The sequence below is a fragment of the Arthrobacter sp. MSA 4-2 genome, assembly GCF_016405885.1.
Taxonomy (GTDB): Bacteria; Actinomycetota; Actinomycetes; order Actinomycetales; family Micrococcaceae; genus Arthrobacter_D.
The window spans coordinates 85,151-111,032 of record NZ_JAEKGC010000009.1 but is presented as its reverse complement, the minus strand read 5'-3'; the positions used below and the strand labels follow the sequence as shown (position 1 = coordinate 111,032).

The window sequence follows — 25,882 nt, the reverse complement described above, 5'->3', positions numbered from 1 at the left end:
GGAGCATCGCCTACGAGGAGTCGCTTCCGTCGCCGCGGGTGCCTTCCTTCAGGGTCCACCCCGTGTCGCCGTCCTTGTCTTCCTCGATCCCGGCGAAACTGTCACCGGCGCTTTCGGAGCCGGCGCTGGAGGCGCTCTTGGAGGTATCGGGTTCTGCGTCGCCGTCCCCGGCATCGGTGGCGTAAGCGATGGCCGGGCCGTACCCACCCGACCCGGAATCCGGGCTGGGGGTATGCTCCGACGCCGGCTCATCCGTGCTGTAGGGTGCGCGCGGTGGCGGCGGCCTATCGTCGATCAGTTCATTCGCCGCATGGGCGAGCAGGTCCCGCTGGAGTGGCGGCAGGGTGAAGGAGCCGTGCAGGTAGGCCTCCACCTCGTACTCTCCGGCATCACCGCCGATGGCAAAGTAGTGGAGCCACAGCTCGCCGAGGCCGATCTGCGCATGCCGGATGGCCCGAAGGAGCAGCAGCCGCTGGTGCTCGTGGTCTGAGGGATTCTCCACCGGGACTCCTCAGCGGGGAATGTCGGCGGATCCGTCAATCACGCCGGCAGTCAGATCACCAGGAGTCCACTCGGATCGCCGTCGGCCTGATCGCACAGGGCGAAGACGGTCTGAGGTGAAAGGGCGGCGGCCTCGGCCACAGCGGTGATACTCCCACCGCTGTTGATGGCCTCGAGGACCGTCGACTGCAGCTCGCTGGCCGCCTGGTCCCGGAAGAATTCGGCCGACTCCAGCTGAGCTGCGGCGACGGCCAGTGATTTCAAATAGTCCGTAGTCATGACGTAGTCCTTACGGCGAGCGGCGGTCGTGCCGCTGATTATGAAGGCAGGGCCGGGGCCCGCTGCGGAGAAGGGAAGGGCCCTGCCCCGCTGAGGGAGGTTTCCGGTGGGAAACGGCGGCCGGCCGATGGACCCGGGAGGCTGGTGTGCAGGCGTGCGCGAAGGGAGCGCTCACTGGAGTTGGTCGGCTGTGCGGGTGGTGTTTTCCCACTAGATGATCGTCAGACTTTGCTCCATGGCTGCTCCATACGAGGCTCCATGGCTGACTGCTCAACCTCCTTCAGAGTATGGGCCGCAGTCGGTGTTGGCAACAGGTTTACCAGCGCTTCGCGTGGGCCTCTCCACCTCCTTGCCGGGGCCGTTCGGGCCTTTGTTCTCTGGCGGCACAGCGAAACGAGGAGGAGAAATGAGCGAGTGTGCTCCACCTTCGACTGGACCACGTAGGGAATGTCCACTGCGGGCTGCTGGCCCTCCCGGGAGGATTCGTCGGCGCAGTTGTCGCAGTGACCGCAGGGCCCGTCGAACTCCTCACCGAAGTAGGCGAGCAGGAACTGCCGCCGGCAGCCCCGCGACTCCGCGTACCGGCGGAGCATCTCCACCCTCGTGGTGTCGATGGTCTCGCGGATCTGCGCCTGCTCCACCGCTCGCTCCGCGGCCTCCGCCGGAAGAAGATTCCCTGCGCTGTACCCGCCCGCCCCGGCTCGGACGGCGCCGGCGGCCTCGAGAAGGTTCATCATGCCGGCCGCCCTGCGCTGGCTCAGGCCGGTCAGGGCGCGCATCTCCTTCAGGGCAGTGGGGCCCCCTGCGCCCGAAGCACGGCAAAGAGCTGCCCAAGCCCCTCCCGGTCCGCGGCCTTGGCGGCGAAGAACCGCCGCAGCGAGAGGTCCTCGGGCCGGTAGTGAAGGGTCGCGGCCGCAGGCCCGCCGTCGCGTCCGCCGCGCCCGATCTCCTGGTAGTAGCTGTCGAGGGAGTCTGCAACGGCCCCGTGCACCACGAACCGGACATCGGGCTTGTCGATGCCCATGCCGAAGGCTGTCGTCGCCACCACCACGTCGAGCCGGCCGTTCAGGAAACCCTCATGGATCTCCTCCCGGTCGCTGCTGCGCCGGCCGGAGTGATAGGAAGCAGCGTTCATCCCTAGTGCGGACAGCTCCTCCGCGAGCATGTCGGCGGCCTTCCGGGTGGCGACATAGACCAGCCCGGGCTTCTCCAGCGCCTCCACCTGCTCCACCACCGCCCGGTGCTTGTCGGCCTCCTGCACATGGGGCACCACCTCGAGGCGCAGGTTGGGGCGGTCGGAACCCTCTACGAGGACCACCGGGTCCCCGAGGTGCAGCTGGCGGGTGATCTCCTCCTGCTCGGGTGCGGCCGCGGTTGCCGTGAGGGCCAGGACGGGGCAGGACAGCGAGTCCGCCAGGGTGCCCAGCTGCAGGTATTCGGGCCGGAAGTCGTGCCCCCATGCCAGGGCCTGCATCGCCTGCCGCTGCCCGGAGCGGAGATCCTCCCATCCGAAGACCGAGGAGGCCATCTCCTCGAGGTCCGAAAGTACTGGTGTCATGGCTCCCCTTGGAATGTAGTAAGCCGACTTAGCGTAATGGGCCGGGCGGCAGGCGAGGTGCCGGGATTGGGATTGACAGGCGGGGCGTCGCTCCGCGCTACCCTTGGCGGATGCTGAGAGTTGGTTTGACCGGAGGGATCGCCGCCGGCAAGTCCCTTGCCGCCGGGCGGCTGAGGGCGCTGGGTGCCGTCGTCATCGACGCGGACGCCCTCGCCCGCGAGGTGGTGGAGCCGGGCACTGAGGGGCTCGCCGAGGTGCTCGACGCCTTCGGAGGGCAGCTGGCCTCCGCCGACGGCTCCCTCGACCGCAGGGCCCTCGGGGACATCATCTTCGGCGACCCCCGGGCGCGGGAACGCCTCAACGCCATCCTCCACCCCCGCATCCGGGCGCTCGCCGAGGCCCGCACCGCTCAGGCGCCCGCGGACGCCGTCGTTGTCGAGGATCTGCCCCTGCTCGTCGAGACGGGCCAGGTGGCCCGCTTCCACCTCGTCGTGGTGATCGACGCCCCCGAGGACCAGCGCATCGACAGGATGGTGCGGCTGCGCGGAATGACTCCGGAGGCGGCGCTCAGCCGCCTGCGGGCCCAGCTCGGCCCGGACGAGCGGAACTCCGCGGCCGACGTCGTCATCGACAACGCCGGCAGCGAGGCCGACACCCTCGCGCACCTCGAGGCCCTCTGGCAGACCCGGATCCTGCCCTTCAACGCCAACCTCCTCGCCGGAGTCCCTGCACTCCGGGGCTCCCTCGACCCCGTGGAACCCGATCCGACGTGGCCGGCGCAGGCCGAACGGCTGAGCGCCCGGCTCCGGCGCGTCGACCCGCGGGTGCTGCACGTCGAACACTTCGGTCCCACCGCGGTGCCCGGGCGCCGGGCCCCGGATGTGCTGGAGTTTCGGCTGGCGGTGGCCACTCCGGCCGACGCTGCGGCACTGCGGCCGCTGCTCACCGCGGCGGGGTTCCCGCCGGCGCCCGGACGGCCGGGCGCCGGGCAACCCGCTGCCCGCGGCCGGCTGGGGTTCCACTCCTGCGCCGATCCGGGACGGGCCGCGGACATCCACCTCGAGCTGGCCGGCTCCGCGGCGGCTCCCGACGGCGTCCCCGGCCCGCGGTAGGGGCGGCCGGTGCGGTGCCGGAGCGTTCCTGCGGTTCCGCCTCCAGCAAAGCGGAAGCTGATTGTCCGCATAACGCGCTAACGTACTAGATATGAGTCTTGCCCAGGATATTAAGCGGGTCGTAGCTCCCTTCGAGGTCATCAGCGAATACCAGCCGGCAGGCGACCAGCCGGCGGCCATCGCGGAACTGAGCACCCGGATCAAGGCAGGGGAGAAGGACGTTGTCCTCCTTGGAGCCACCGGTACAGGAAAGAGCGCGACGACGGCGTGGCTGATCGAGCAGGTCCAGCGGCCGACCCTCGTAATGGTCCAGAACAAAACCCTTGCGGCTCAGCTGGCCAACGAGTTCCGCGAACTGCTGCCCAACAACGCCGTCGAGTACTTCGTGTCTTACTACGACTACTACCAGCCCGAGGCCTACGTTCCGCAGACGGACACCTTCATCGAGAAGGACTCCTCGATCAACGAGGAGGTGGAACGGCTCCGGCACTCGGCCACCAACGCCCTGCTCACGCGCCGGGACGTCATCGTTGTCGCCACGGTCTCCTGCATCTACGGCCTGGGTACCCCCGAGGAGTACATCGATAAGATGGTGACCCTCCGCAAGGGCCAGGAGATGAACCGGGACGCCCTGCTGCGCCAGTTCGTGGGCATGCAGTACACGCGCAACGACATGGACTTCCACCGCGGCACCTTCCGGGTGCGCGGGGACACCGTGGAGATCATCCCCATGTACGAGGAGCACGCCCTGCGGATCGAGTTCTTCGGTGACGAGGTGGAGAACATCTACACCCTCAACCCGCTCACCGGTGACGTCATCCGCGAGGAGGACGAGATGTATGTCTTCCCCGCCTCGCACTATGTCGCCGGGCCGGAACGCATGAACCGTGCGATCAAGGCCATCGAGGATGAGCTGCAGGTGCGCCTTGCCGAGCTCGAGTCACAGAACAAGCTGGTCGAGGCGCAGCGGCTGCGGATGCGGGTCACCTACGACCTCGAGATGATGCAGCAGATGGGGTTCTGCAACGGCATCGAGAACTATTCACGGCACATCGACGGCCGGGGGCAGGGCAGCGCCCCGCACTGCCTGCTCGACTACTTCCCCGACGACTTCCTCCTCGTCGTCGACGAATCGCACGTCACCATTCCGCAGATCGGGGCGATGTACGAGGGGGACATGTCGCGCAAGCGCACCCTCGTCGACCACGGGTTCCGCCTTCCGTCCGCCATGGACAACCGGCCGCTGAAGTGGGACGAGTTCCTCGAGCGCATCGGCCAGACGGTCTACCTCTCGGCGACGCCGGGCAAGTACGAGCTCGGGAAGTCCGACGGGTTCGTCCAGCAGATCATCAGGCCCACCGGGCTGGTGGACCCGGAGATCGTGGTGAAGCCGAGCAAGGGGCAGATCGACGACCTGCTTCACGAGATTCGGACCCGTGTGGAGCGCGACGAGCGCGTGCTGGTGACGACCCTGACGAAGCGGATGTCGGAGGACCTTACGGGTTACCTCCTGGAGCACGGGGTAAAGGTGGAGTACCTTCACTCCGACGTCGACACCCTGCGCCGGGTCGAGCTGCTGCGTGAGCTCCGGCTGGGGACCTTCGACGTGCTGGTGGGTATCAACCTGCTGCGCGAGGGCCTTGACCTTCCGGAGGTGTCCCTCGTCAGCATCCTCGACGCCGACAAGGAGGGATTCCTGCGAAGCTCCACCTCCCTTATCCAGACGATCGGGCGAGCGGCCCGCAACGTGTCCGGCCAGGTGCACATGTACGCCGACCGGATCACCGATTCGATGGAACGGGCCATCGACGAAACCAACCGGCGCAGAGCCATCCAGGTGGCTCACAACCTCGAGCACGGGATCGACCCGACGCCGCTGCGCAAGCGCATCGCCGACATCACCGACACCATCAACCGCGAGGACGCCGACACCCGGGAGCTCCTGGAGGCCGCCGCGAAGGGGCGGAAGAAGAAGCCCGGCCGGGGCGTGCACCGTGAGGGGCTGGCCGCCGTACCGGCCGAGGACCTCACGGACCTCATCCAGCAGCTCACCGACCAGATGCACACCGCGGCCGCGGAACTGCAGTTCGAACTTGCGGCCCGGCTCCGCGATGAGGTGGGGGACCTGAAGAAGGAACTCCGGCAGATGCAGACGGCCGGGCACGCCTAGCACCATGCCGCAGCGGGGGGACGGCTTCGCGGAGATCCGCGTGCACGGAGTGGGGGAGCAGGAGTACCTGAGCAGCATCACCAGTGCCCGGGTGACCCGGCTCAACCCCTGGGCCGAGGCCGTCGACCCTCCGCTGCTTCCGCGCCACCGCCTGAGCCTGATCAACTGGTCGCGGTCGAACCGCAGGAGAACCGGCTTCCTGTGGTACCTGGCCTTCCCGTTCACGCTGGCCAACGTTGCCGGCCGCATGCTCGAACGCCCCGGCCACGCCACCGCCGCGCCGTCGGCGGTGCTGCTGCAGGCGGGCTCGGTGCTGCTCACCCTCAGCCAGCTGGCCTGGCTGGTAGTCCTCGGCGAGACGGTCCTCGAACACCTGGCCGGTCCCCTCGGCCTGCCGGGCTCCGCCGAGGGTCCTGCCCGGGGAATCCCCGCCGCCGCGGCAACAGCCCTGGCCGCCTTCATCGCGTACCGCTGGCTCCGGGTCATCCGGGTGCAGCGGGAGGTTCCCCGGCGCAGCCACGCCGCGGTCCTTCTCCACGCCGGCGCCCTCCTCGCGGGCGGAGCGCTGCTGGCGCTGACGCTCCCGGCGGAGACCGTCTCCCCATCCTGGCCCTCGACTCCCGGCCCCGATGCCGTCCCGCGCCTCGACGCCTTGGCGCTGTGGATCGCCCTGAGCCTCGGCGTCCTAATGCTGCCCACCATCGTCAGCTCGCTGCGCCGGCCCGCCGGGGTGGGAGCGACCGGCCGCTTGCCGGCACCGGAGGGCGCCGCGGCCGGCCTGCTGCTGCTCGCTCTGTTCCTCATGCACTCGGTCAACGCCCTGGTCCGGATGCTCTTGGACGGCCTCCTCGGCTATGTAGTGCGGCTGTTCGGCGGCGAGGAGTACGACGCGCGCACCGCACGCGTGCTGCTGGCCTGGGACGATCCGCTGGATGCCGGCGACAGCCGACTCGACCTGTTCCCGCTGCTCGCCTTGATCGCCCTGGCCGGGCCCGTGCTCACCGCCGCCGTGGTGCTGCTGCTGGACCGTCGGCTCGGGCTGCGCCCGCTCTTCGGTGCCCGGGAGCCACGCCTGCGGTGGTGGCACCGCGTCGTCGCTGCGGCCCCCGCACTCCTTCCGCGCGTCCTGCCCTCCGGCACGGCACTGGGTGCGGCGGGCATGGGTGCCGCGATGATCCTCGGGGAGGGCCGGCTGGGCGGGCCGTGGCTCGCCCTCGCCGTGCTGCTGCTCCAGCTCGCCGGCGCGGCCGCCGTCCTCACCCTCCTGCTCGGGCAGCTCCGGACGGTACAGGAGGTGCTCGGAAGGGCAGCCGACGCCGCCGGCTTCTGGCCGGTCCGCGACCACCCGCTGGCCGGTGCCTCCTACCGGGAGGCGGTCATCGCCGGCATCGAGCAGGAGGCGGCCCGGCTCGGACCCACTCGGGTGGCGCTCGTCGGGTACAGCCAGGGAAGCGTCATCTGCGCCTGGCTGGTCGCGGAGACCCGGGCTCTTTCGCGCTGCCGGGAGCTGCACCTGGTCACCACCGGCTCGCCGCTGGTGTCCCTCTACTCCGCGTTCTTCCCGGCCTACTTCACCCCCGGGTGGTTCGGGCGCGTGGCTGAGCGTTCCACCACGTGGGCCAACTTCTGGCGCGCCACCGACCCCGTCGGGAGCCCCGTGCCCGGCGCGGTGAACATCGAGCTCACCGACCCCGACTCCGCCGGCACCGTCCAGGGCCACGGAGGGTACTGGAACGCCCCCGGGGTGATCAAGCATGTGGCGGCGGTCGCCGCGGGCGGACGCAATTCCCCATATCAGCACCCCGCCGGTAGGATTGACCCCACGTAGGGGAGTATCCCAAGCGCTACGAACGTCAACACGCAGGGCAGTGACGCCCCGCCGGGCGTAGCGGTCGGCTGGCAGAGTGCCACGGCGGAGAGACTTACGGACCTCCGTCGCGATCCCCGAAAGGCGCTCCATGCCCGAATTGCCCCTCGCTTTCCAGATCGGCACCTTTGTCGTTCTCGGACTTGTGCTCCTGTTCGACCTGCTGCTCGTCGTCAAGCGGCCCCACATTCCCTCGATGCGGGAGGCGGGTCTGTGGGTGGGCTTCTATGTGTCCCTGGCGCTGGTCTTCGCGGCGATCATGTTCATCTTCACCGGCCCCGAGTACGGCGGACAGTTCGTCGCCGGCTGGGTGACCGAATACAGCCTGAGCATCGACAACCTGTTTGTCTTCATCATCATCATGGCCCGCTTCTCGGTGCCGCGGAAGTACCAGCAGGAGGTGCTGATGGTGGGTATCATCATCGCGCTGATCCTGCGCGGCATCTTCATCGCCCTGGGTGCCGCCGTGATCGAGAACTTCAGCTGGGTGTTCTACATCTTCGGCGCGTTCCTGCTCTACACCGCGTACAAGCAGGCAAAAGACACGGGCGAGGACGAGGAGGACGCAGGGGACAACAAGCTCGTCGCGAAACTGCGTTCCGTGCTGCCGATGTCGGATCACTACGACGGCGGCAAGGTCCGCACCGTCGTGGACGGCAAGAAGGTGTTCACGCCGATGCTCATCGTCTTCGTCACGATCGGCCTGACCGATCTGCTCTTCGCCGTGGACTCCATTCCTGCGATCTTCGGCCTCACCCAGAGCGCCTTCATCGTCTTCACCGCCAACATCTTCGCCCTGATGGGCCTGCGGCAGCTGTACTTCCTGCTCGGTGGGCTGATGACCCGGCTGGTGTACCTCAAGCACGCGCTGTCGGTCATTCTCGCGTTCATCGGCGTCAAGCTCGTGCTGCACGCCATGCACGTCAACGAGCTGCCCTTCATCAACGGCGGAGAGCACATCGAGTGGGCTCCGGAGATTCCGACGTTCGTCTCCCTCGCTGTCATCATCGCTACCATCGTGATCGCCGTGGTCGCGAGCCTGCTCAGCTCGCGCGGGCGCAGCGAGAAGGTTGACGAGGACCTCGCCGCCGCCGATGCCAAGGCGCGGAACTCAGACCTCGAGAGCTGACCCCCAGGACAGGACCGGGCCCGGCACCAGCGCACAGCGCCGGTGCCGGGCCCGTTTACTTAAGCCCTCCCGGCACGGAGGCCGGGAACGGATCAGATGGTGAAGGAGCGCCCGAGCAGGCGCTCGCTGAGCTCCCACAGCCGGTCGGCGGCCTGCGGATCGACTGCCCACGCGTGCACGCCGGAGGGGCCTTGGTGGTCGTCGGGAACCACGACGGCGATGTCGGCGTCCTCCGTGTACACCCCGCCGAGTCCGTCGAGCTGCGGGCTGACAGCAGCCCACACCATGGTCGCCGCTCCCTGCGGGACGCTCTTGTAGGTGGGGTTGTCCACGGGCTGGCCGTGCTCGTCGACTGCGCCCAGGCCCTGGAGGTCCTCGAGGCTCAGGTGCCGCCCGATCCCGGTGGGGATGGTGCCGGGATGGACGGCGAAGGAGCGGACCCGGAAGTTCCTGCCGCGCGCGTCAAGCGCGACGGCGAACAGGGACTTCGCACTCACCGACTGGGCGTAGGCGGACCACTTCTCGTAGGGGCGGTCCGTGGCCAGGAAGCGGTCGGCGAAGGCGTCGATGGATGCGGGGTCCGCGAGATCCAGCTGTTCCGTTTCGACGCCGGCGAGCGGGGCGAGGGTTTCGGCTGCCTTCGCCGGGTCCCGGACGGCGGCAATAACGGTCGCGCCGGCTTCGGCGAGGACACGGACCGCCTCGAGGCCGAGTCCGGCGGACCCGCCGGTGACGTGGTCGACATCACCCCTCGAAGACCCCGGTGGACGCGCAAGAGGCCCCCGCCGCCGGAGCGGTGGGGGCCTCGAACTTCGTCGTCTGGATCCCGGCGCCTCAACTACTTCCGCGGCAGGTATCCCTCAACTTGGGAAATAGGCCGCGCGGCCGCCTTGTCCGGGTCGTCGCCGAACTCGCTTCGAGCGCGGCGCTGCCGGAGCAGATCCCAGCACTGGTCGAGGTCCTGCTCAAGCCGCTGCAGCCGGGCGGCGTTCTGCCCGCCGCGGGCGCTGTCGTCCCCTGCGCTGCGGAGGTCGTGTTCCTCCTCCACGAGAGACTTGATGCGTCCGAGAATGTCCTGGTCATCCAACATGGTTTCCTCCTCATTTAGGCCTGGTTCACAGGGTACTGAGGCAGGGGCGCATTGAACAGGGATCCGCGGCTGCGTGACGTGGACGGCCGGGCCGCTGCCTAGCTTTCGCCGGTGCGGGTGGTGCCGAACATGAGCGTGCGGCGGCGCACGTCGTAGTAGACCGTTTTGGCGGTGGACAGCAGGTCCTGAAGGTTGTCCGCGTCGTCCGGGTCGAGGGTGAGGACCTCCTCCCAGGCGCCCTGGTCGAGGACAAGCTGGAGGGTATAGGTGCCGGGCTGCCCGGCTTCTCCGGCAATCCACGAGAACTGGTAGTGGCTGAGCTGGCGTACCTGAATGCTGTCGTCCGTCATCGGCTGTTCTGCGTTTGAAGTCATCGCTTTCGCTCCTTCGCGGCCCGGGTGCTTCCCGGGCCCCGTGTCGGGCTGGGACGGAGGCCGCTGCGGCGTCCGTTCGGCGGAGGCGCCGCCGATCGCACCAACCTAGCTTTGGGGCATGACCAAGTAAACGGGTGGAGAAAGCGACGAAACCCTTGACGAACCGCCCGTCCGCTGGAAAGCGCGATGCACGCACGGGCGGCCCGGATCGGGGGCTAGCGCGCTTCCGTCATCTCCAGGAGCCGGTTGAAGATCGCCTCGCCGTCATCGGAGATGCCGTCGTGGTGGAAATCCGCCGTCTCCCAGACCCGCAGGCCCTTGACCGCCGCGGCGGTCCGGAGGGAGAGGCCGCGGTCGACATAGATGTCGTCGCGGTAGACGGCCGCCGCGGCGGGCACCGGGTTGCGCCGCAGCGCCCCGGGGTCGTAGAGCGGCCCCCAGTCCTCCTTCCGAGCGAGCAGTTCGGCGGTCTCCCGCAGGGGAGCGAGGGACGGATCCTCCTCGAAGTACCAGGGGTAAATCATCTCGCCGGTGAGCAGTGGGTCGGCGGCGTCGGGCCGGAACTGCGGATAACGCCCGAGCACCCGGTCGGCCGACCACGCCGAGGCGCCGCTCTGGCAGTAGATCGACTCGTGCATCACGGCGTAGAGCGGGTTGGAGCTGCGGGAGACGAGGGCGCCTACCTGATCGAGGAAGACCTGCGAGAGCCTCGGCCCGCCGGGGGTCGAAACGAATGCGTCCTCGAGCAGGTAGTGGAGCGCGTCGACGCGTGTATTGCCGCCGAGGAAGGAGCCGATCATCTGGAGCCGGCGGACGGTCAGCCGCTCCCCGGTCGGCAGGTGCTCCTCGACCTCCTCGAGGTGCCGGGCGATCCGCGTCAGCAGGCCGCGGTCGCCGGGGTACCAGCCGAAGTACTCCCGGTTGCGTTCCTCCACCCGTGCGTACGTCGCCGTGTACACCTCGTCGGGCGAGCCCGAAAGGGGCGGCAGGCCGCCGGTGATGAGCGCCCGCTCGACGCCCTCCGGGGCGAAGGAGAGGTAGCTCAGCGCGCAGAACCCGCCGTAGCTCTGCCCGAAGATGGTCCAGGGGCCCCCCACCAGGCACCGGCGGATGAGTTCGGCATCCGCGACGATCGAGTCGGCCCGGAAGTGGGTGAGGTACTCGGCCTGCTCCGCCGGGCCGCCCCGGGCGGCCAGGGTCAGCGCGTCCGCGGGGGTCGACAGGCCGGTGCCGCGCTGGTCGAGCATCAGGATGCGGAAGCGTTCGGCGGCGGCCTTCATCCAGCCGGCCAGCTGGGTCGTGCGGTTCCCGCGCCCGCCCGGGCCGCCCTGGAGGAACAAGAGCCAGGGCAGGGCGCCGACGGCGGCGTCGTCGTGATCGGTCGAGGTGTATTCCCGGGCAAAGACCGAGATGGATTCGCTGTCGGGCCGGCTGTGGTCAAGGGGAACCGTGAAGGTGTGGCCGGTGGCACGCAGGCCCCGCATCACGAAGGTGGGCCCGCTGGAGATGCCGTTGCCGGCCGCGGCCTTCACTGTGCCGCCGTTCCGGCGAAGCCGCTGAGGGCGGCACCGGTCAGCCGGAAGGTGGACCAACCGGACTGCGGGCGGGCACCCAGGCTCTCGTAGAACCGGATGGAGGGCTCGTTCCAGTCGAGCACCGACCACTCGACCCGGGCGTAGCCGCGTTCCGTGGCGATCTGCGCGAGCCGGCGCAGCAGGGCCTTGCCGTGTCCAGCGCCGCGTGCGTCGGGGCGTACGTACAGGTCTTCGAGGTAGATCCCGTTCACACCCTCCCAGGTCGAGTAGTTGAGGAACCACAGGGCGAAGCCCTGGATCTCTCCGTGCGCCTCGGCCACGTGGGCGTACACGGAGGGGCTGTCGCCGAAGAGGGCCTCCTGGAGCCGGGGGACCGTGTTCTTCACGGCATCCGGTTCCTTCTCGTAGATGGCCAGGTCGTGGATGAGCTGGAGGATGGTGGGGACGTCGCCGGGACGGGCTTCGCGGACGGTGTTCATCCTCCAAGCCTATCGAGGGCCTGTGCCGCGGCGGGGACCGTACCCTACGGCGCGCCCACCCCGGTGACCTCCACCACGGGGGTGCCGGCCGCGTCGGAGGCGGCGAGGTCGATGACGGCGTTGATGCCCCAGTCGTTGTTGCCGGCGGGATCCTTGAAGATCTGCCGGACCTTCCATACCCCCGGCAGCTTCTCGATGATGAGCAGGTTCGGCCCGCGCGCCTCCGGCCCGTCGTCGATGTCCTCGTACTCCTCGAAGTACCCGTCCATGGCCTCGGCCCACCGGTCTGCGGTCCAGCCGGAGTCGGCATCGAGTGCCCCCAGCGCCTCGTGGCGCTCGTCGGCGAACAGCTGCACGCGCTGGAACATCTCGTTGCGCACCATCACCCGGAAGGCGCGCTCGTTCGAGGTCAGCGACGGCGGCTCCTCGGGCAGGTCCACCTCGGGACCGGTGTCGATTCCCGTCGGTTCGCCGGCGCTCAGCCGCGCCCATTCGTCGAGCAGGCTCGAGTCGACCTGCCGGACGAGTTCGCCCAGCCATTCGATGATGTCGCTGAGGTCCTCGCGCAGCGCGTCCGTCGGCACTGTCTGGCGCAGTGCCTTGTAGCAGTCGGCGAGGTAGCGCAGGAGGATTCCCTCGGACCGGGTGAGTGCGTAGAACGCCACGTACTCCCCGAAGCTCATTGCCCGCTCGTACATGTCCCGCACCACGGACTTCGGGGCGAGCTCGAAGTCCCCGAGCCACGGGGCGGCGGCCCGGTAGACGTCGAAGGCCTGCTGCAGCAGCTCGGCGAGGGGCTGCGGGTAGCTGATCTCCTCAAGCCTCGCCATCCGGGCGTCGTAGTCGATGCCGTCGGCCTTCATGGCGGCGACCGCCTCGCCCCGGGCCTTCTTCTCCTGGGCCGAGAGCACCTGTCGGGGCTTCTCCAGCGTTGCCTCGATGACCGAGACGACGTCGAGGGCGTAGGCCGGCGCCTCGGGGTCGAGCAGTTCGAGGCTGGCGAGCGCGAACGGGGACAGCGGCTGGTTCAGGGCGAAGTTCGCCTGCAGGTGCACCTTCAGCCGGACCTGGCGCCCGTCGGCGTCCGGCTCGGGCAGCTTCTCCACGATGCCCGCGGCCACCAGTTCCCGGTAGATCCCGATGGCCCGGCGCATCAGCCGCAGCTGCGAGGAGCGGGACTCGTGGTTTTCCCCGAGCAGCCGCTGCGCGGCCTTGAAGGGGTTGCCCGGGCGCTCGAGCAGGTTCAGCAGCATCGAGTGGCTGACCGTGAAGGAGGAGGTCAGCGGCTCCGGCACGCCGTCGACGAGCCGCTCATAGGTCGGCTTGCCCCAGGATACGAAGCCCTGGGGCGGCTTCTTCCGCACCACCTGGCGCAGCTTCTTCTGGTCGTCGCCGAACTTGGAGACGGCCTTGGCCAGCGCCTTGGTGTTCTCCACGACGTGTTCCGGGGCCTGGACGACGACGGTGCCCGCGGTGTCGTAGCCGGCCCGGCCGGCCCGCCCGGCGATCTGGTGGAACTCCCGGGCGTTGAGCAGGCGGGTCCGGACGCCGTCGTACTTGCTGAGCGCCGTGAGGAGCACCGTGCGGATGGGGACGTTGATGCCGACGCCGAGGGTGTCGGTGCCGCAGATGACCTTCAGCAGGCCCGCCTGGGCAAGCTGCTCCACGAGCCGCCGGTACTTGGGGAGCATGCCCGCGTGGTGCACGCCGATTCCGTGGCGGACGAACCGGTTGAGGGTCTTGCCGAACCCCGAGGAGAACCTGAAGGTGCTGATCAGTTCGGCGATGCGGTCCTTTTCCTCGCGGCTGCAGACGTTCACGCTCATCAGGCTCTGCGCCCGTTCGATGGCCTCGGCCTGGCTGAAATGCACGACATAGACCGGCGCCTGGTTGGTCGAGAGCAGTTCCTCGATCGACTCCTGCACCGGGGTTTCGACGTAGTAGAAGTGAAGCGGAATGGGCCGGTCCACCGAGGTCACGGTGGCGGTGGGCCGCCCCGTCCGGGTGGTGAGCTCCTTCTCGAACATGCTTACATCGCCGAGGGTGGCGGACATGAGCAGGAATTGGGCCTGCGGCAGTTCGAGCAGCGGCACCTGCCAGGCCCAGCCGCGCTGGGGGTCGGAGTAGAAGTGGAACTCATCCATGACGACGGTTCCCAGTTCCGCGGCGGCGCCTTCCCGCAGCGCGAGGTTCGCAAGGATTTCCGCGGTGCAGCAGATGATCGGGGCGTCCGAATTGACGCTTGAGTCGCCGGTGACCATGCCGACGTTCTCGGCGCCGAAGATTTCGGTCAGGGCGAAGAACTTCTCCGAGACGAGGGCCTTGATCGGAGCGGTGTAGTAGCTGGTCCGGCCTTCGGAGAAGGAGAGCAGGTGCGCCGCGATGGCGACGAGGGACTTCCCGGAGCCGGTGGGGGTGGCCAGGATGACGTTGCTTCCGGAGGCGAGCTCGAGCACCGCCTCATCCTGCGCTGGGTACAGCGCCAGCCCGCGGGAGCCAGCCCAGGCGGTGAAGGCCTCGTACACGGCGTCTGCCTGGTGGCGGCCGGACGGGTGGGCTGGGAGATGCTCTTGGATCCTCATGGTGGTTTCAGCCTACCCGGGGTGCGGTTAGGGTGAGCTATGCGATGGGACCCCCGGAAGTACGCCGAGTTCGCCGACCAGCGCGGACGGCCGTTCTTTGACCTGGTCTCCCGCATCGGCCACCCCGCCCCGCGGCGCGTCGTCGACCTGGGCTGCGGACCGGGGGACCTCACCGCGGCCCTCGCCCGCCGGTGGCCGACGGCGGAGGTGGTCGGCATCGATTCCTCGCCGGAGATGATCGCCCGGGCACGGGACGGCGCCGAGCAGCCTGCCAACCTGACCTTCGCCACCGGCGACGCCGGCACCTGGCTGCCCGGGCCGGAGGACGACGTCATCGTCTCGAATGCGCTGCTGCAGTGGATGCCGGGGCACCGGGAGCTGCTGCGGAAGTGGGCGGCCGCGATGGGCCGGGGCGCCTGGCTGGCCTTCCAGGTACCGGGAAACTTCGACGCGCCTTCGCACGCGCTGATGCGCCGGCATGCCGCCTCCCCGCGCTGGGACTCCGCGCTGCGTGGAGTGCTTCGCCACGCCGACGCAGTGGACGAACCCGGCGGGTACCTGCGCCTGCTCGCCGGCCAGGGGCTGCAGGTCGATGCCTGGGAGACGGTGTACCACCAGGTGCTGCAGGGGGAGGACCCGGTGCTCGAGTGGGTGCGCGGCACGGGGCTGCGCCCGGTCCTGGCGGCCCTGCCCGCGGCCGAGGCGGCCGAATTCGAGGAGGGCTATGCGCGGCTGCTGCGGCGGGCCTACCCGGCCGATCCCTTCGGCACAGTGTTTCCTTTCCGGCGGATCTTCGCCGTGGCGGTGAAACCGCCGGCCGCAGCGGCGGCTACCGGGAGCCCTTGATCCGGCGCCAGCCGCCGGCCCGGTTGTTGGCGATGATCTGGCGGATCATGGCGGTCAGGGCCGGTGCGTTGACCGTTTCGCCCTCGCGGTAGGCGACGGTGCGGGCCGTGGCATTGCCGTGACCGGCGGTGATGATTCCCTCCGGGTCCGGCACGATCGCACCGTCGTAGAGGAAGACGTTGACGTGGTCTTTTGCCGCCAGGAATGCGCAGACATTGCCCTGCAGGACGAAGTACGGCTGGACCCGCCGCTTGATGGTCTCGGTGACCTCCGGGTCGGCCTCATGGATGAGTGCGCGGACCTCGGTGAGGATGTCCTGCTGCCACTGCGGCAGCGCGTCGATATACGCGTCGACGCGCGGATCGGTGAGGGAGTCCATGAGGGAACCCTGCCACCGGCGCGGGCGCCGGGCAAGCAGGTGGCAAAGTTTCCCGTCGGCGGTTCGGCAGGCTCAGGCGTAGGCCTTCTCGAAGAAGGATTCCCACTCCCGGGGCTGGACCTCGGCCGGCGCGGCCGCTCCGGTGGTGAAGCGGTGGACCGTCAGGCCGACCGGTGCCCCCCAGGCGTTGCGTCCGAAGAACCGGTAGAGGGTGTCGGCGGAGCGCAGCCCGAGGAAGTGATCGTTGCGGTAGTCGACCTCTACCCCGGTCGGCCCCTCACCGGGCAGGTCCACGACGGGCCGGTCGCCCTGGGCCGCCCCGTCGAGCCCGAGGGCGTCCAGGAGCCGGGTGAAGCCCTCAGGGGTCTGCGACGCCGCGGGGGCCTGGATGTCGGTAAATGCAACCTCGAGCCCGTCAAAGTGGCGCAGGTACTGGTCGAGGGTGTGGAGGTAGAAGGCGGTGTGGGCGGAGGCGCCGTCGTACTGCTCATCCCAGTTGTCGACGAAGATCCCGCTGTGCACGTAGTGCAGCCGGCAGCCGTTGTCGCCGAGGGGAGTCAGCACGTGCTCGAGCTGGTTGAACCAGCCGTCCGGTCCCTCCATGCGGCTGATGTGGTGCCGCGGAAACTCGTTGACGACCCGCTCCGCCTCCCAGCCGTCGGTGGGGAACATCCACGCGGGCTCGGCCTCCGTCACGGCCTTCCAGACCCGTTCCGGCGGGGCGCCCAGGGTGGTGTCGACGGTGATCTCGAAGGACCGGTCAGTGCTCATTGTGCTTCTCCTTTGAAACGGGGCGTGATGCGCTTTCATTCGGGGTGGGGTGGAGGGCGACGATCAGCCGGTGGCGGCGCCCTCCGGGGGTGTCTGCAGGGGAGGTGTAGGTCTCGACGAGGCGGGCCACGGCGGTGTCGAGCTCTTCGACGAAGGCGGCCCGGTCCGCGGCGGACCGGAAGGACAGATCGCCGTCGATGCCGAAGGTGGCAAGCTGTCGGTCCGCCTTCGCCGCGCCGGCGATGAGCCGACCCAGTTCACCGACCATGCGCGAGGCGAGGGCGAGCAGCCAGAAGGCCGAGAACCGGTCGGCGAACCGGTCGGGGTCCGGCGCCACGGGCTCGAGCACTGTTGGGGAGATGACGTAGGAGGCGGCCTTAGCCTGCACGAGGCGCTCGGTCATATTGCCGCGCCGGCGCTCCTCGACCAGGGAGACCAGCCCGACGGCTTCGAGCGCCCGCAGGTGGTAGTTGATCTTCTGCCGCGGCAGCCGCACCTTCGAGGCGAGGGAGGACGCCGAGCCGGGTTCGGCAAGTTCCTCAAGCAGCCGCGCCTTGATGGGGTCGAGCGAGGCGACGGCGGCGCCGCGGTTATCGATGGCGTGGATCGAAAGCATGGCATCAGCCTGTCACCGACAAAATATACTGTCAAGGAAAAAAGATTTGTCGGTCCGCTGTCCCGAGGATCGATCGATGCGGCGCAGCCCCTGCACCTCCCGGGGGGGGACATCCGCGGCGCCCGCCGGCGGGGCCATCCGCAGGCCGGATTACCCCTCGCCGGTCCGTGGGTCGGCAAGGTCAGTTCCCGCCGGCTGCCAGAGTTGGATCGAGTTCCCTTCGGGGTCCTGAAGGCCCGCGAAGGTGCCGTTGGGGTATTCGTCCGGGTCGCGTTCAACGTCGATGCCGGCCGCCTTGAGTTGGGCGACCATGGCGTCGAGGTTCCGCACCCGGAAGTTCACCGCCCACCCCCGGCCGGGGGCGAGTGGCGGAGAGTCCTGATCCATGCCTGTGAACACGGTCGGCCCTGGCTCCTGCCACCACGGCGGCGTGTCGTAGCTCTGAGGCGGCGGGGTGACACCGAGGTGCTCCTCGTACCACTGTGCCAGCCCCGCAGGATCGGAAGAAGCGAAAAAGAACCCACCGATACCACTCACTCGTTCCATTGGGGAAACCTATGCCGCTTCGACCGGTGCGGCAAGGGGGAGTGGCAGAGGTGCCTCAGGTCCCGGGTGTCCGGTTCACCAGGTAGGTGGAACCGTCGGAGTTGCGCACGACCTCCCACTGCTGCAGCTGACGCTGGCGCTGCTGCTGGGCGGCGTCGTCGCGGTAGACGACGGGCCCTGCCACCGAGCCCTGCTGTGCCGGCCCGAAGAACATCCGCAGTTTCCCCGTGAGTCCCATGAACCGAACAGCAAAACCGTCATTGCGCGCCATTCCAGATTCCTTCCGATCAGCCATCCCGCGGCGGAGCCGCAGCGTCCTGGTTTACTTAGTGTACTAACTATCCGAACGGCGGTTAAATTCCCCGGTAGGCCGCCGACTCGCTTCGGGCATCCGAGGGCGGTCACGACCTTCCCTCGGCAGTGGAGTCAAGGGCCGGTGCCATCGGCTGTGCCCGTTCGATCACTTACCCCGCCGACCGGGGTCCTTGGTATCTTGTCGGCATGCAAGCGGACGGAACAGGCGGAGCGCCAGGACACGCCGTCCTGCTCGGCGACTCAATCTTCGACAACGCCGCCTATGTTCCGGGCGGCCCGGATGTGGTGCGGCAGCTGCGCGGCGCTCTCCCGGCGGACTGGCGGGCTTCCCTCCTGGCGGTCGATGGGGAGGTGATCGCCGGCGTCGAACGCCAGGTCCGGTCCCTGCCTTCCGATGCCACGCACCTGGTGGTCAGTGTCGGAGGCAACGACGCGCTTCGATCCGCGTACCTGCTCGACGAGGAGATTGCCACCGTTGCCGCCGCGCTGGTGCTGCTGAGCGCTGCCCAGCGGCAGTTTGCCGCCGCCTACGACGCGATGCTGGAGGCGGTGACGGCGGTTGGCCTTCCGGTGGCGGTGTGCACGATCTACGACACGCCTCCCGGTGAACCCAACCAGCCGGTCATCGGGACCGCGCTTGCGGTGTTCAACGACTGCATCACGCGTGCGGCCTTCTCGCGCGGGGTGCCCCTGATCGACCTGCGCCTGATCTGCGACGAGGACGCCGACTACGCCAATCCGATCGAGCCGTCGGTCCAGGGCGGCGCCAAGATCGCGCGCGCCGTGGCGTCCCTCCTCACGAACCCGGATCTGCCGCGGTCCGCCGTGGTGGTCTGAGGGTCCGGGCGGCCGCCGCTGTGCGCTCCGGGTCGGCTCAGGCCGGCGGGACGGTGAAGTCGGTCGTGGTCATGTGGGCGTATCCAACGCGGATCAGTTCCTCAAGGACGCCCATGTCCACCTTGGCCAGCGAGGAGACGTAGAGACACGCGACGCTGGTGCGGTGCGGACCGAGCCGCTCCAGGAGCCCGGCCGCTTCCGGGGCGACGGTCAGCCCGTAGAGGACCAGGGCCGAACTGCGCGGCGAGAACCCGACGGCGAGCGCGTCACCCTCGCGTCCCGAGGCATAACGGTAGGAGTACCGGCCGAAGCCCACCATCGAGGGCCCCCACATGACGGGAGGGGCGCCGGTCACCTCCTCCATGAGGGCCAGCAGTGCCAGTCCGTCGCGCCGGCGGGAGGAGTTCGGGACGCCCTCAAGGAACGCCGACGGAGCGACGTCGGTCGGCTGGGTCTTGTTTTCTGCCATGGCCTGTGCGCCCGCGCTTTCTCAGGGGTAGATGTGGCGCCAGCCTAGGCGGTGCGGGCCCGCGGACACAAGAAGCCCGCGGCCGGGCGGCCGCGGGCTTCGTGGTGTCTCGCCCGGGAGGGTGCGAGCTAGGGTCAGCGGATCGGACCGTCGCCGCGGAGCGGATCAGTGCCGCGGTCCGCCGCACTTGTGGTGTCGCTCTGCGCGGTCCCGTCGGATTCGCCGTCGACATCGGCCAGGCCGTTGGTCTGGTCGAAGGGCGTGGACACGTCCCGGTCGGCGACATCGTCGGAGGAAACCCCTGTCGGAGCGCCCACGGTCCCGGTGACGGGAGTCGTAGTGACCGGGGTGACCGGGGTGACCGTCTCGTCCACCTCCGTTTCGGTGTCCTTGCTGCGCCCGGCGGCGGCAACACCGACCGCGGCAGCGGCCGCCAGGCCGACGGCTCCGGCCACGACCTTCCCCGAAACACCGGCCTTGCCGGAGTCGCCGCGGGATTCGGCCGCGTGCTCGACGCCGGGGGTGCCGACGGCGCCGCCTTCATTGACTGAACCGCGCCAGGCGCCGCTGGCATATCCTTCGGACTCGATGAAGGCCTTGAACCGCTCAAGGTCGCCTTCGGCCTGCTTCTCGATGACGTTCAGCTTGTCGCCGACCTTCTCCACGAGTCCCTCGGGCTCGTACTCCAGGAACAGCTGAACGGAGGTCTGGCCGCCTCCGATGTCCTCGAAGGTGACTGTACCGGCGTTGGTAGCGCCCTCGGTGGCCGCCCAGGAGACCTTGCGGTCCGGCACCTGCTCCAGGATCCTCGCCTCCCACTGGCGCCGGATTCCGCCGATCTCGGCCACCCATTCGAGGCGGTCGTCGCTCAGCTGCGTCACACTCTTGATACCGCCCATGAACTGGGGGAAGTCCTCAAACTGGGTCCACTGGTTATAGGCGGTGCTCACCGGCACGTTCACCAGGATGCGCTTTTCGACCTTCGTGCTCATCGTGTCTCCTTCAATCGGAACGGCGGTGACGAACCAGTAACGATTCGTCAGTATGCTTACTATACATTCGCCCGGGTGCCGTCGCTAGGGCACGGTGCTCCGCCACGGCGCCCACCTGGGCCGCCGGAGGGGTGCTTTCGCTCAGACCCGGACGGCCAGCTGGTGCTGGTCGATCAGCCACCGCGCCAGCGGCATGGCCCGCTGCGCGGCGTGGGGGTCGGACTCGGCGGCCGCCACGATTGCGCCCTTCATCAGCAGCACCCAGGCGTGGGCGAAGCCCTCGGGGTCGGTCAGGCCAGCCTCCCCAGCGAGGGTCTGAACGCCCACCCGCATCTTCGCCAGGTATCCGGCGCTGGCACGGCCCAGCGGGTGGCTGTATCCCAGCTCGAACAGGATCTTGATGTAGGAACAGGATTCATAGTCCGGCCGGTGGAACCACTCGTCGAGGACGTCGAAGATGGCGAGCAGCCGCTCCTCGGGGGTGTTCCCCCGCCGGGTGGATTCCGCGACGAGGTAGCCGTCGGTGAAAACCTCCTCCCGGCGGGCGAGGAAGGCGAGGACCAGGTCGTCCTTCGACTGGAAGTGGTAGTAGAAGGTCGCCTTGGCGATGCCCGCCTCACGGATCAGCTCGTTGACGCCCACGTCCCGGATGCCGCGCTGCATGAATAGCCGGTATGCCGCGGAAAGGATCCGTTCGCGGGGCTCCTCGAGCTCCACCTGCATTGCCATGGCTTTTCCTAACCCGTGGAGGAGGAGCGGCGGCGGCGGCTGGCGGGCTTCACGGACGGTCGGGTCCGCGGCGCGGGCGGGCCGCCTTTGCTCCTATCTGCGATTGTACGTGCCCCGGCGCCCGGGAGCCCCTGATTTCTGCCTCAGTGGGCCGCCCGCTGGTCGGCTGACGGGGCCGGCTGACCGGTCGACGGTGCCCGCTGGCCGGCGGGGCGAGCCTGCACGATGGGCATGCCTGCGGTCGCGAAGCTGCTGCGGAACACCGACGGCACCGGTGCTTCGCGGGCAGGCAGCGTCACCGTGACCTCCCGGGCGCCCACCGAGACCAGTTCGTCCCGCACCTGGACGTCGAGGGGGCCGTCCCCGTCAAAGCTCAGGGTGATCGATCCCCGGACCAGTGAAACTTGCAGCGTGCCGCCGCGGAGCTTCAGGTGGAACGCCAGGGAGGTCCACGCCGCGGGCAGCCGCGGGTCGAAGTAGGGCACCGGGCCCTGGTCTCGGAAACCGGCGAAGCCATTGACCAGTGAGAGCCACACCCCGCCGGAGGCGGCGATATGGACGCCGTCGATGGTGTTCGCATGGGAGTCGTCAAGGTCGATGAAGGCGGCGTCGGTGAAGTGGGCCAGTGCAACGTCGCCGTAGCCGACCTCCGCGGCCATAATGCCCTGGACGCAAGGCGAAAGCGTTGAGTCCCCAGTGGTGAGCGGATCGTAGAAGTCGAACGCGCGCTGCTTCTCCGCGGCGGTGAAGTCCTGCCACTGGAGGAACATGGCCAGCACGGTGTCCGCCTGCTTGAGCACCTGGTGCCGGTAGATCACCAACGGGTGGAAGTGAAGCAGCAGCGGGTACTGCGAGCGGGGCGTGGACCAGTCCCACGGTTCGAGGGTCATGAAGTCGGCGTCCTGGGAGTACACCTCGAGGGTGTCGTCGTAGGGCATCTGCATGCGCGCAGCGGCCTGCAGCCATAGGTCCCGTTCGCCTTCGTCGACGCCGGGGTGCTGAAGGGCCGCGGCGGCGCGGAGGTTGAACCTGGCCATGACGTTCGTATACAGGTTGTCGTTCACCACCGCCGTGTACTCATCCGGACCGGTGACGCCGTGGATGTGGAAGGCTCCGCGCTTGCCGAAGAAGCCGAGGGACATCCACATCCGCGCCGTCTCGATGATCAGGTCGGCACCCTCGGACTGTCGAAAGGCGGTATCGCCGCTCGCCCAGCTGTACCGGTTGGCCGCGAAGGCGATGGCGGCGCCGATGTGGAACTGGGCCGTGCCGGACGCGTAGTAGGCGCTGGCCTCCAGCCCGTTGATGGTGCGCCAGGGGAACAGGGCTCCGTCGACGTTCAGCTCGTCGGCGCGCATCCGGGCTTCGGGGAGGAGTGAGTGGCGGAACTCAAGCACCTGCCGCGCGCCGCGGGGGTTCGAGTAGGTGAGGAAGGGAAGGAGGTAGATCTCCTGATCCCAGAAATAGTGGCCCTGGTAGCCCGAGCCGCTGACGCCCTTGGCCGGGATTCCGGCGACTCCCGCCTGCGCCGTGCCCTGCTCCAGTTGGAACAGGTTCCACCGCACGGCCTGCTGGAGTTCCTCCTGGCCTCCGATGCGGATATCGGCGGTCGACCAGTAACGCCGGTAGTGGGCCGCGCTCTCGGCGAAGATCGCCGCAGTGGTTTTCAGGGCCGCTTCGGCCGCCTCCTCGATGTCGGAACCGTCACCGGCGGTGGTGAAAGCGTAGGCGACGCTCTTCTCGAGCAGCAGGGGTGCGCCTTCATCGACCGCCAGCACGTACCGTACGACGCTTTCGTCCTGGTCGGCCTGGGTGGTGAAGGGCTGCTGGGGGCCGGAGATCCGGTGATCGACGGCGACGCCGATTTTCTGCTTGGACTCCGAGGTCTCCCAGGCGAGCCGGAGCGAACCGTTGCTGCCCTCCAGCCGCAGGGGCAGCAGCACCCGTTCGGCGTGCCGGCCGGAGCGGCGTGGATCGTGGCTGGAATGGTCCTCAGCCGGCTGGTCCTGCCGGTTCACGATGGAGGAGGTGATGTCCACCGAGACCTGCCTGTCCGTCGTCAGCTCGAGGGTGATGGCCAGGCCGCCGCGCGTCTGCTGCCCCACGGCCCGGCGCTCCACCGTGGTGACCGTGGCCCCGGACCGGCACGCCCAGGTCACCCGGCTCTCGTACAGGCCGGTGGTGAAGTCGATGGTGCGCCGGTAGTCGACGACGGCGGAGCCGGCGAGGGTGAGGGTTTCGCCGTCGACGACGACGGTGAAGTTGTTGGCGTCCGGCACGTACAGGATGCGCTGCCCGGTGCGGGCGAAGCCGAAGGCATTCTCCGCGTGCTGGATATCCCAGGTCTCATGGAAACCGTTGATGAAGCTGCCGGGCAGCTCCGCGTCCGCCGGGGACCAGTGGGCTCCCCGGACACCGAGGAAACCGTTGCCGATGGAGAAAATCGTCTCGAGCGCCCCGGTGTCGCCCGCCGTGAAGTTGGTCTCCACCAGCTGCCAGGGGTGGCAGGGAAAACGGTCGCGGTCGGCGTTGATCAGTGCCATGATCGGCAGCCCTTCGTGAGGGGTGGGCGAGGGAGCGGGGTGCTAGAGGAGTTGGTCAAGGTCATCGACCACCAGGGTGGCGCCGGCGTCGAGCAGGTTCTGCCTGCCGGCTCCGCGTTCGACGCCGATTACCGAATGGAAGCGGCCCGCGCTGCCGGCACGGACGCCGGAGACGGCGTCCTCGACCACAATGCAGGACGCCGTGGGCAGCCCCAGAAGCGCGGCGGCGTATTCGAAGGTGGCGGGATCGGGCTTGCCCGGGAGTCCCGCCCCGGCAGCCGCCGTCCCGTCAACGACGACCGGGAAGTATTTCTCGAGTCCGGCGGCCCGGAGCACTGCGGCGGCGTTCCGCGAGGAGGAAACCACCGCGAGCCGGAGGCCGCGCTCCTGGGCTGCCTGAACGAAACGCACCGATCCGCTGAAGGGGCGCACCCCACGCGAGGCGACGATGTCGTTGAACAGCCGGTTCTTGCGGTTGCCGAGCCCGGAGACGGTGTTGCTCGCCGGATCGTCGTCGGCCGGGCCCTCGGGGAGGACGATGCTGCGGGAGGCGAGGAAGTCGCGCACGCCGTCGAATCGGGGCTTTCCGTCGATATGGTCGAAGTAGTCGCTGCCGCTGTAGGGCCGGAGTTCGGGCAATTGCGCCAGATACCCTTCGAAAAGCTCACGCCAGGCAGTCTCGTGTACCTCGGCAGTGGGGGTGAGGACGCCGTCGAGGTCGAACAACACCGCCGACGCGTCCACCCATGAATAAAGGGCTTTCATGGTCGTGCCGTACCCGTGCGGACCGCTGCATTGCGGGGAATCGGGCCGAGCCCGCGGCGCACTCGAGGCTGCGGTGCTCTGTGGAAGCCGGTGGCGCCCATGAGAAATCCTTCAGCAGTGAGACCCTCAGTAAACGGCAGGGAAATTCTGAGCTGCGTTCTGGTTTCCACTATACAGACAGGTCGTTCTACTTCGATAGACGTGTTGCGTGATTGCCGCGGAGGAAACCCTGTCCGTGTCCAGAGCGGGCAGTGCGCATCGGGATGGCACCATCTCCCTGTGCGGTGGTCGGGGAAACGGGGCGCGGGGACTGGATCGGTCCCCGGCTGACGGGACGGGCGGGCTCGGTCGGCAGCGTGGCGCCCGCCGGTTTCGAGGCGTGCGCGGGTCCCGGCCCTGTTCGGCTTTTCGGGAGGAAGCGGGCCCTACCTCCGCCCGGTGACCGCCCCGGCCAGGCGCGCAACGGCCCGGCGCGGAAGGAACCGCGGGGCGGAGGCGGTCAGCCGGTTCGCCTTTCCGGAGACGACGCTCGGCGCGGACCAGCGCCGGTCGAGAGTTCTCAGCGCGAACGTAACGACCTCGGAGGGAGCCTGCATCGATCCGACCTGCGCGTCTTCGCCGGCGACGTCGAAGAATTCAGTGCGGGTGGCTCCCGGCGACAGAGCGAGCACTCCGAGATGTGAACGCCGGGCCTCGACCCAGAGGGCCTCGGTGAAGCTGAGGACAAACGCCTTCGTGGCCCCGTAGACGGCCATCAGGGGTACGGGCTGGTAGGCGCCGGTGCTGGCGAGGTTGATCAGGACTCCCTTCCCGGAGGCGAGCATGGCCGGATAGAAGGCGCGGGTGAGGCCGACGAGGGCCGCGACATTCAGTGCGATCTCCTCCTGGATCCTCTCCGCATCCTCGTCTTCGAAGCGTGCCCGGGTGGCGAATCCCGCATTGTTGACCAGGGAGTCGACGCTCAGGCCCTTCGCCGCCACCACCGCAGCCAGCGCCGGGCCCGCCCCCGCCCGGGCAAGGTCGGCGGGAATCACGGTGACGGTCCTCCCCGTCGCCCCGCGCAGTTCCTCGGACAGCGCCTCAAGCCGGTCGGCGCGGCGGGCCACGAGGATGAGGTCTGCTCCGCGGTGGGCCAGCTGCCGGGCGAACTCCTCACCGAGCCCGGAGCTGGCTCCCGTGATGAGCGCAGTGGTTCCTTCGTAGTTCCGTGCCATGCCGCTCCGCCTCTTCGCTCGGTGAACATCCGTTCACCTCCTAGATTGACACGCAGCGGCCCCGGTGACCGCCGCGTGAGCGCCCGCTTCGCCGGACCTCCGCCAGTGCCGACCCGGATCCGCTGAGGCGCGCGGCCGTTTGGGAGGCGACGCGCATAAAACGCGCATCTACTGTATGTCTTGT

27 protein-coding genes and 1 pseudogene are annotated in these 25,882 nt (G+C 68.8%); 6 read left to right on the top strand and 22 right to left on the bottom strand.

Annotated elements, in window-relative coordinates:
• Positions 1-10: 10 nt before the first annotated feature.
• From I6N91_RS17515 to I6N91_RS11610, 4 genes are all read right to left on the bottom strand, one after another.
• A complete protein-coding gene (locus I6N91_RS17515) occupies positions 11-502 on the bottom strand; it encodes a hypothetical protein (protein ID WP_307843336.1) in 492 nt (163 codons plus the stop codon).
• A 50-nt stretch (positions 503-552) separates the two neighbouring features.
• Positions 553-780, bottom strand: a complete 228-nt coding sequence (locus I6N91_RS11620) for a hypothetical protein (RefSeq protein ID WP_198812708.1) — start codon at positions 778-780, stop codon at positions 553-555.
• 221 nt (positions 781-1,001) lie between these two features.
• Entirely contained in the window at positions 1,002-1,559 is a 558-nt protein-coding gene (locus I6N91_RS11615) for a RecQ family zinc-binding domain-containing protein (protein ID WP_198812707.1), read from the bottom strand.
• 5 nt (positions 1,560-1,564) lie between these two features.
• Positions 1,565-2,338 carry an ATP-dependent DNA helicase RecQ gene (locus I6N91_RS11610; protein ID WP_198812706.1) on the bottom strand — a complete coding sequence of 258 codons (774 nt, stop codon included), beginning with the start codon at positions 2,336-2,338 and terminating at the stop codon, positions 1,565-1,567.
• Positions 2,339-2,448: 110 nt separating this feature from the next.
• On the opposite strand from I6N91_RS11610, the gene coaE reads away from it, so the two are divergent.
• The 4 genes from coaE to I6N91_RS11590 all read left to right on the top strand — a co-directional run bounded on the left by coaE (position 2,449) and on the right by I6N91_RS11590 (position 8,616).
• A complete protein-coding gene (gene coaE, locus I6N91_RS11605) occupies positions 2,449-3,450 on the top strand; it encodes a dephospho-CoA kinase (RefSeq protein WP_198812705.1) in 1,002 nt (333 codons plus the stop codon).
• A gap of 91 nt (positions 3,451-3,541) precedes the next feature.
• The gene (uvrB, locus tag I6N91_RS11600) at positions 3,542-5,620 is read left to right on the top strand and encodes an excinuclease ABC subunit UvrB (protein WP_198812704.1); all 2,079 of its coding nucleotides are present in this window, start codon (positions 3,542-3,544) and stop codon (positions 5,618-5,620) included.
• 4 nt (positions 5,621-5,624) lie between these two features.
• Entirely contained in the window at positions 5,625-7,448 is a 1,824-nt protein-coding gene (locus tag I6N91_RS11595; protein WP_198812703.1) for a hypothetical protein, read from the top strand.
• A gap of 130 nt (positions 7,449-7,578) precedes the next feature.
• Complete coding sequence (locus I6N91_RS11590) at positions 7,579-8,616, top strand: TerC family protein (protein ID WP_120168311.1); 1,038 nt, start codon at positions 7,579-7,581, stop codon at positions 8,614-8,616.
• 92 nt (positions 8,617-8,708) lie between these two features.
• Here I6N91_RS11590 and I6N91_RS17510 read toward each other — a convergent pair whose 3' ends face one another.
• From I6N91_RS17510 to I6N91_RS11560, 7 genes and pseudogenes are all read right to left on the bottom strand, one after another.
• Positions 8,709-9,113, bottom strand: coding sequence for a hypothetical protein (locus I6N91_RS17510; protein ID WP_307843335.1), 405 nt, complete (start codon positions 9,111-9,113; stop codon positions 8,709-8,711).
• A 63-nt stretch (positions 9,114-9,176) separates the two neighbouring features.
• Positions 9,177-9,473 (bottom strand): annotated as a pseudogene (locus tag I6N91_RS17505) (SDR family NAD(P)-dependent oxidoreductase); the annotation flags it as partial.
• The gene (locus I6N91_RS11580) at positions 9,455-9,703 is read right to left on the bottom strand and encodes a DUF2630 family protein (protein ID WP_120168538.1); all 249 of its coding nucleotides are present in this window, start codon (positions 9,701-9,703) and stop codon (positions 9,455-9,457) included. The pseudogene I6N91_RS17505 and the gene I6N91_RS11580, both read right to left, overlap by 19 nt.
• A gap of 101 nt (positions 9,704-9,804) precedes the next feature.
• Positions 9,805-10,080: a hypothetical protein gene (locus I6N91_RS11575; RefSeq protein ID WP_120168307.1), complete on the bottom strand. Its 276-nt coding sequence runs from the start codon at positions 10,078-10,080 to the stop codon at positions 9,805-9,807.
• A 215-nt stretch (positions 10,081-10,295) separates the two neighbouring features.
• Positions 10,296-11,564, bottom strand: a complete 1,269-nt coding sequence (locus I6N91_RS11570) for an alpha/beta fold hydrolase (protein ID WP_198812804.1) — start codon at positions 11,562-11,564, stop codon at positions 10,296-10,298.
• A gap of 44 nt (positions 11,565-11,608) precedes the next feature.
• Positions 11,609-12,094, bottom strand: coding sequence for a GNAT family N-acetyltransferase (locus I6N91_RS11565; protein WP_198812702.1), 486 nt, complete (start codon positions 12,092-12,094; stop codon positions 11,609-11,611).
• Positions 12,095-12,138: 44 nt separating this feature from the next.
• Positions 12,139-14,676, bottom strand: coding sequence for a DEAD/DEAH box helicase (locus tag I6N91_RS11560; RefSeq protein ID WP_198812701.1), 2,538 nt, complete (start codon positions 14,674-14,676; stop codon positions 12,139-12,141).
• Positions 14,677-14,715: 39 nt separating this feature from the next.
• Here I6N91_RS11560 and I6N91_RS11555 point away from each other — a divergent pair, with 39 nt between their 5' ends.
• On the top strand, positions 14,716-15,522 hold the full coding sequence (locus tag I6N91_RS11555; RefSeq protein WP_198812700.1) for a trans-aconitate 2-methyltransferase: 807 nt from the start codon (positions 14,716-14,718) through the stop codon (positions 15,520-15,522).
• Here I6N91_RS11555 and I6N91_RS11550 read toward each other — a convergent pair.
• From I6N91_RS11550 to I6N91_RS11530, 5 genes are all read right to left on the bottom strand, one after another.
• On the bottom strand, positions 15,506-15,901 hold the full coding sequence (locus tag I6N91_RS11550) for a DUF1801 domain-containing protein (protein ID WP_198812699.1): 396 nt from the start codon (positions 15,899-15,901) through the stop codon (positions 15,506-15,508). The two genes, I6N91_RS11555 and I6N91_RS11550, sit on opposite strands and share 17 nt — an antisense overlap.
• Before the next feature lie 72 nt (positions 15,902-15,973).
• On the bottom strand, positions 15,974-16,672 hold the full coding sequence (locus I6N91_RS11545; RefSeq protein WP_198812698.1) for an SRPBCC domain-containing protein: 699 nt from the start codon (positions 16,670-16,672) through the stop codon (positions 15,974-15,976).
• Positions 16,662-17,288 (bottom strand): helix-turn-helix domain-containing protein, encoded by a 627-nt coding sequence (locus tag I6N91_RS11540; protein WP_198812697.1) that lies wholly within the window; start codon positions 17,286-17,288, stop codon positions 16,662-16,664. The genes I6N91_RS11545 and I6N91_RS11540 overlap by 11 nt, the downstream gene beginning before the upstream one ends.
• A gap of 150 nt (positions 17,289-17,438) precedes the next feature.
• Positions 17,439-17,834 carry a VOC family protein gene (locus I6N91_RS11535; protein ID WP_198812696.1) on the bottom strand — a complete coding sequence of 132 codons (396 nt, stop codon included), beginning with the start codon at positions 17,832-17,834 and terminating at the stop codon, positions 17,439-17,441.
• A gap of 55 nt (positions 17,835-17,889) precedes the next feature.
• Positions 17,890-18,105: a hypothetical protein gene (locus I6N91_RS11530; protein ID WP_198812695.1), complete on the bottom strand. Its 216-nt coding sequence runs from the start codon at positions 18,103-18,105 to the stop codon at positions 17,890-17,892.
• A gap of 230 nt (positions 18,106-18,335) precedes the next feature.
• On the opposite strand from I6N91_RS11530, the gene I6N91_RS11525 reads away from it, so the two are divergent.
• Positions 18,336-18,986: an SGNH/GDSL hydrolase family protein gene (locus I6N91_RS11525; protein WP_198812694.1), complete on the top strand. Its 651-nt coding sequence runs from the start codon at positions 18,336-18,338 to the stop codon at positions 18,984-18,986.
• Positions 18,987-19,023: 37 nt separating this feature from the next.
• Here I6N91_RS11525 and I6N91_RS11520 read toward each other — a convergent pair whose 3' ends face one another.
• The 6 genes from I6N91_RS11520 to I6N91_RS11495 form a co-directional block, all read right to left on the bottom strand.
• Positions 19,024-19,455, bottom strand: coding sequence for a DUF1801 domain-containing protein (locus tag I6N91_RS11520; protein WP_198812693.1), 432 nt, complete (start codon positions 19,453-19,455; stop codon positions 19,024-19,026).
• 134 nt (positions 19,456-19,589) lie between these two features.
• Positions 19,590-20,447 (bottom strand): SRPBCC family protein, encoded by an 858-nt coding sequence (locus tag I6N91_RS11515; RefSeq protein ID WP_198812692.1) that lies wholly within the window; start codon positions 20,445-20,447, stop codon positions 19,590-19,592.
• Positions 20,448-20,588: 141 nt separating this feature from the next.
• On the bottom strand, positions 20,589-21,176 hold the full coding sequence (locus I6N91_RS11510) for a TetR/AcrR family transcriptional regulator (RefSeq protein ID WP_233091767.1): 588 nt from the start codon (positions 21,174-21,176) through the stop codon (positions 20,589-20,591).
• A gap of 143 nt (positions 21,177-21,319) precedes the next feature.
• Complete coding sequence (locus I6N91_RS11505; protein WP_198812691.1) at positions 21,320-23,719, bottom strand: glycoside hydrolase family 65 protein; 2,400 nt, start codon at positions 23,717-23,719, stop codon at positions 21,320-21,322.
• 42 nt (positions 23,720-23,761) lie between these two features.
• Positions 23,762-24,484 carry an HAD-IA family hydrolase gene (locus tag I6N91_RS11500; RefSeq protein ID WP_198812690.1) on the bottom strand — a complete coding sequence of 241 codons (723 nt, stop codon included), beginning with the start codon at positions 24,482-24,484 and terminating at the stop codon, positions 23,762-23,764.
• Positions 24,485-24,909: 425 nt separating this feature from the next.
• The gene (locus I6N91_RS11495; protein ID WP_198812689.1) at positions 24,910-25,698 is read right to left on the bottom strand and encodes an SDR family oxidoreductase; all 789 of its coding nucleotides are present in this window, start codon (positions 25,696-25,698) and stop codon (positions 24,910-24,912) included.
• Positions 25,699-25,882 lie beyond the last annotated feature (184 nt).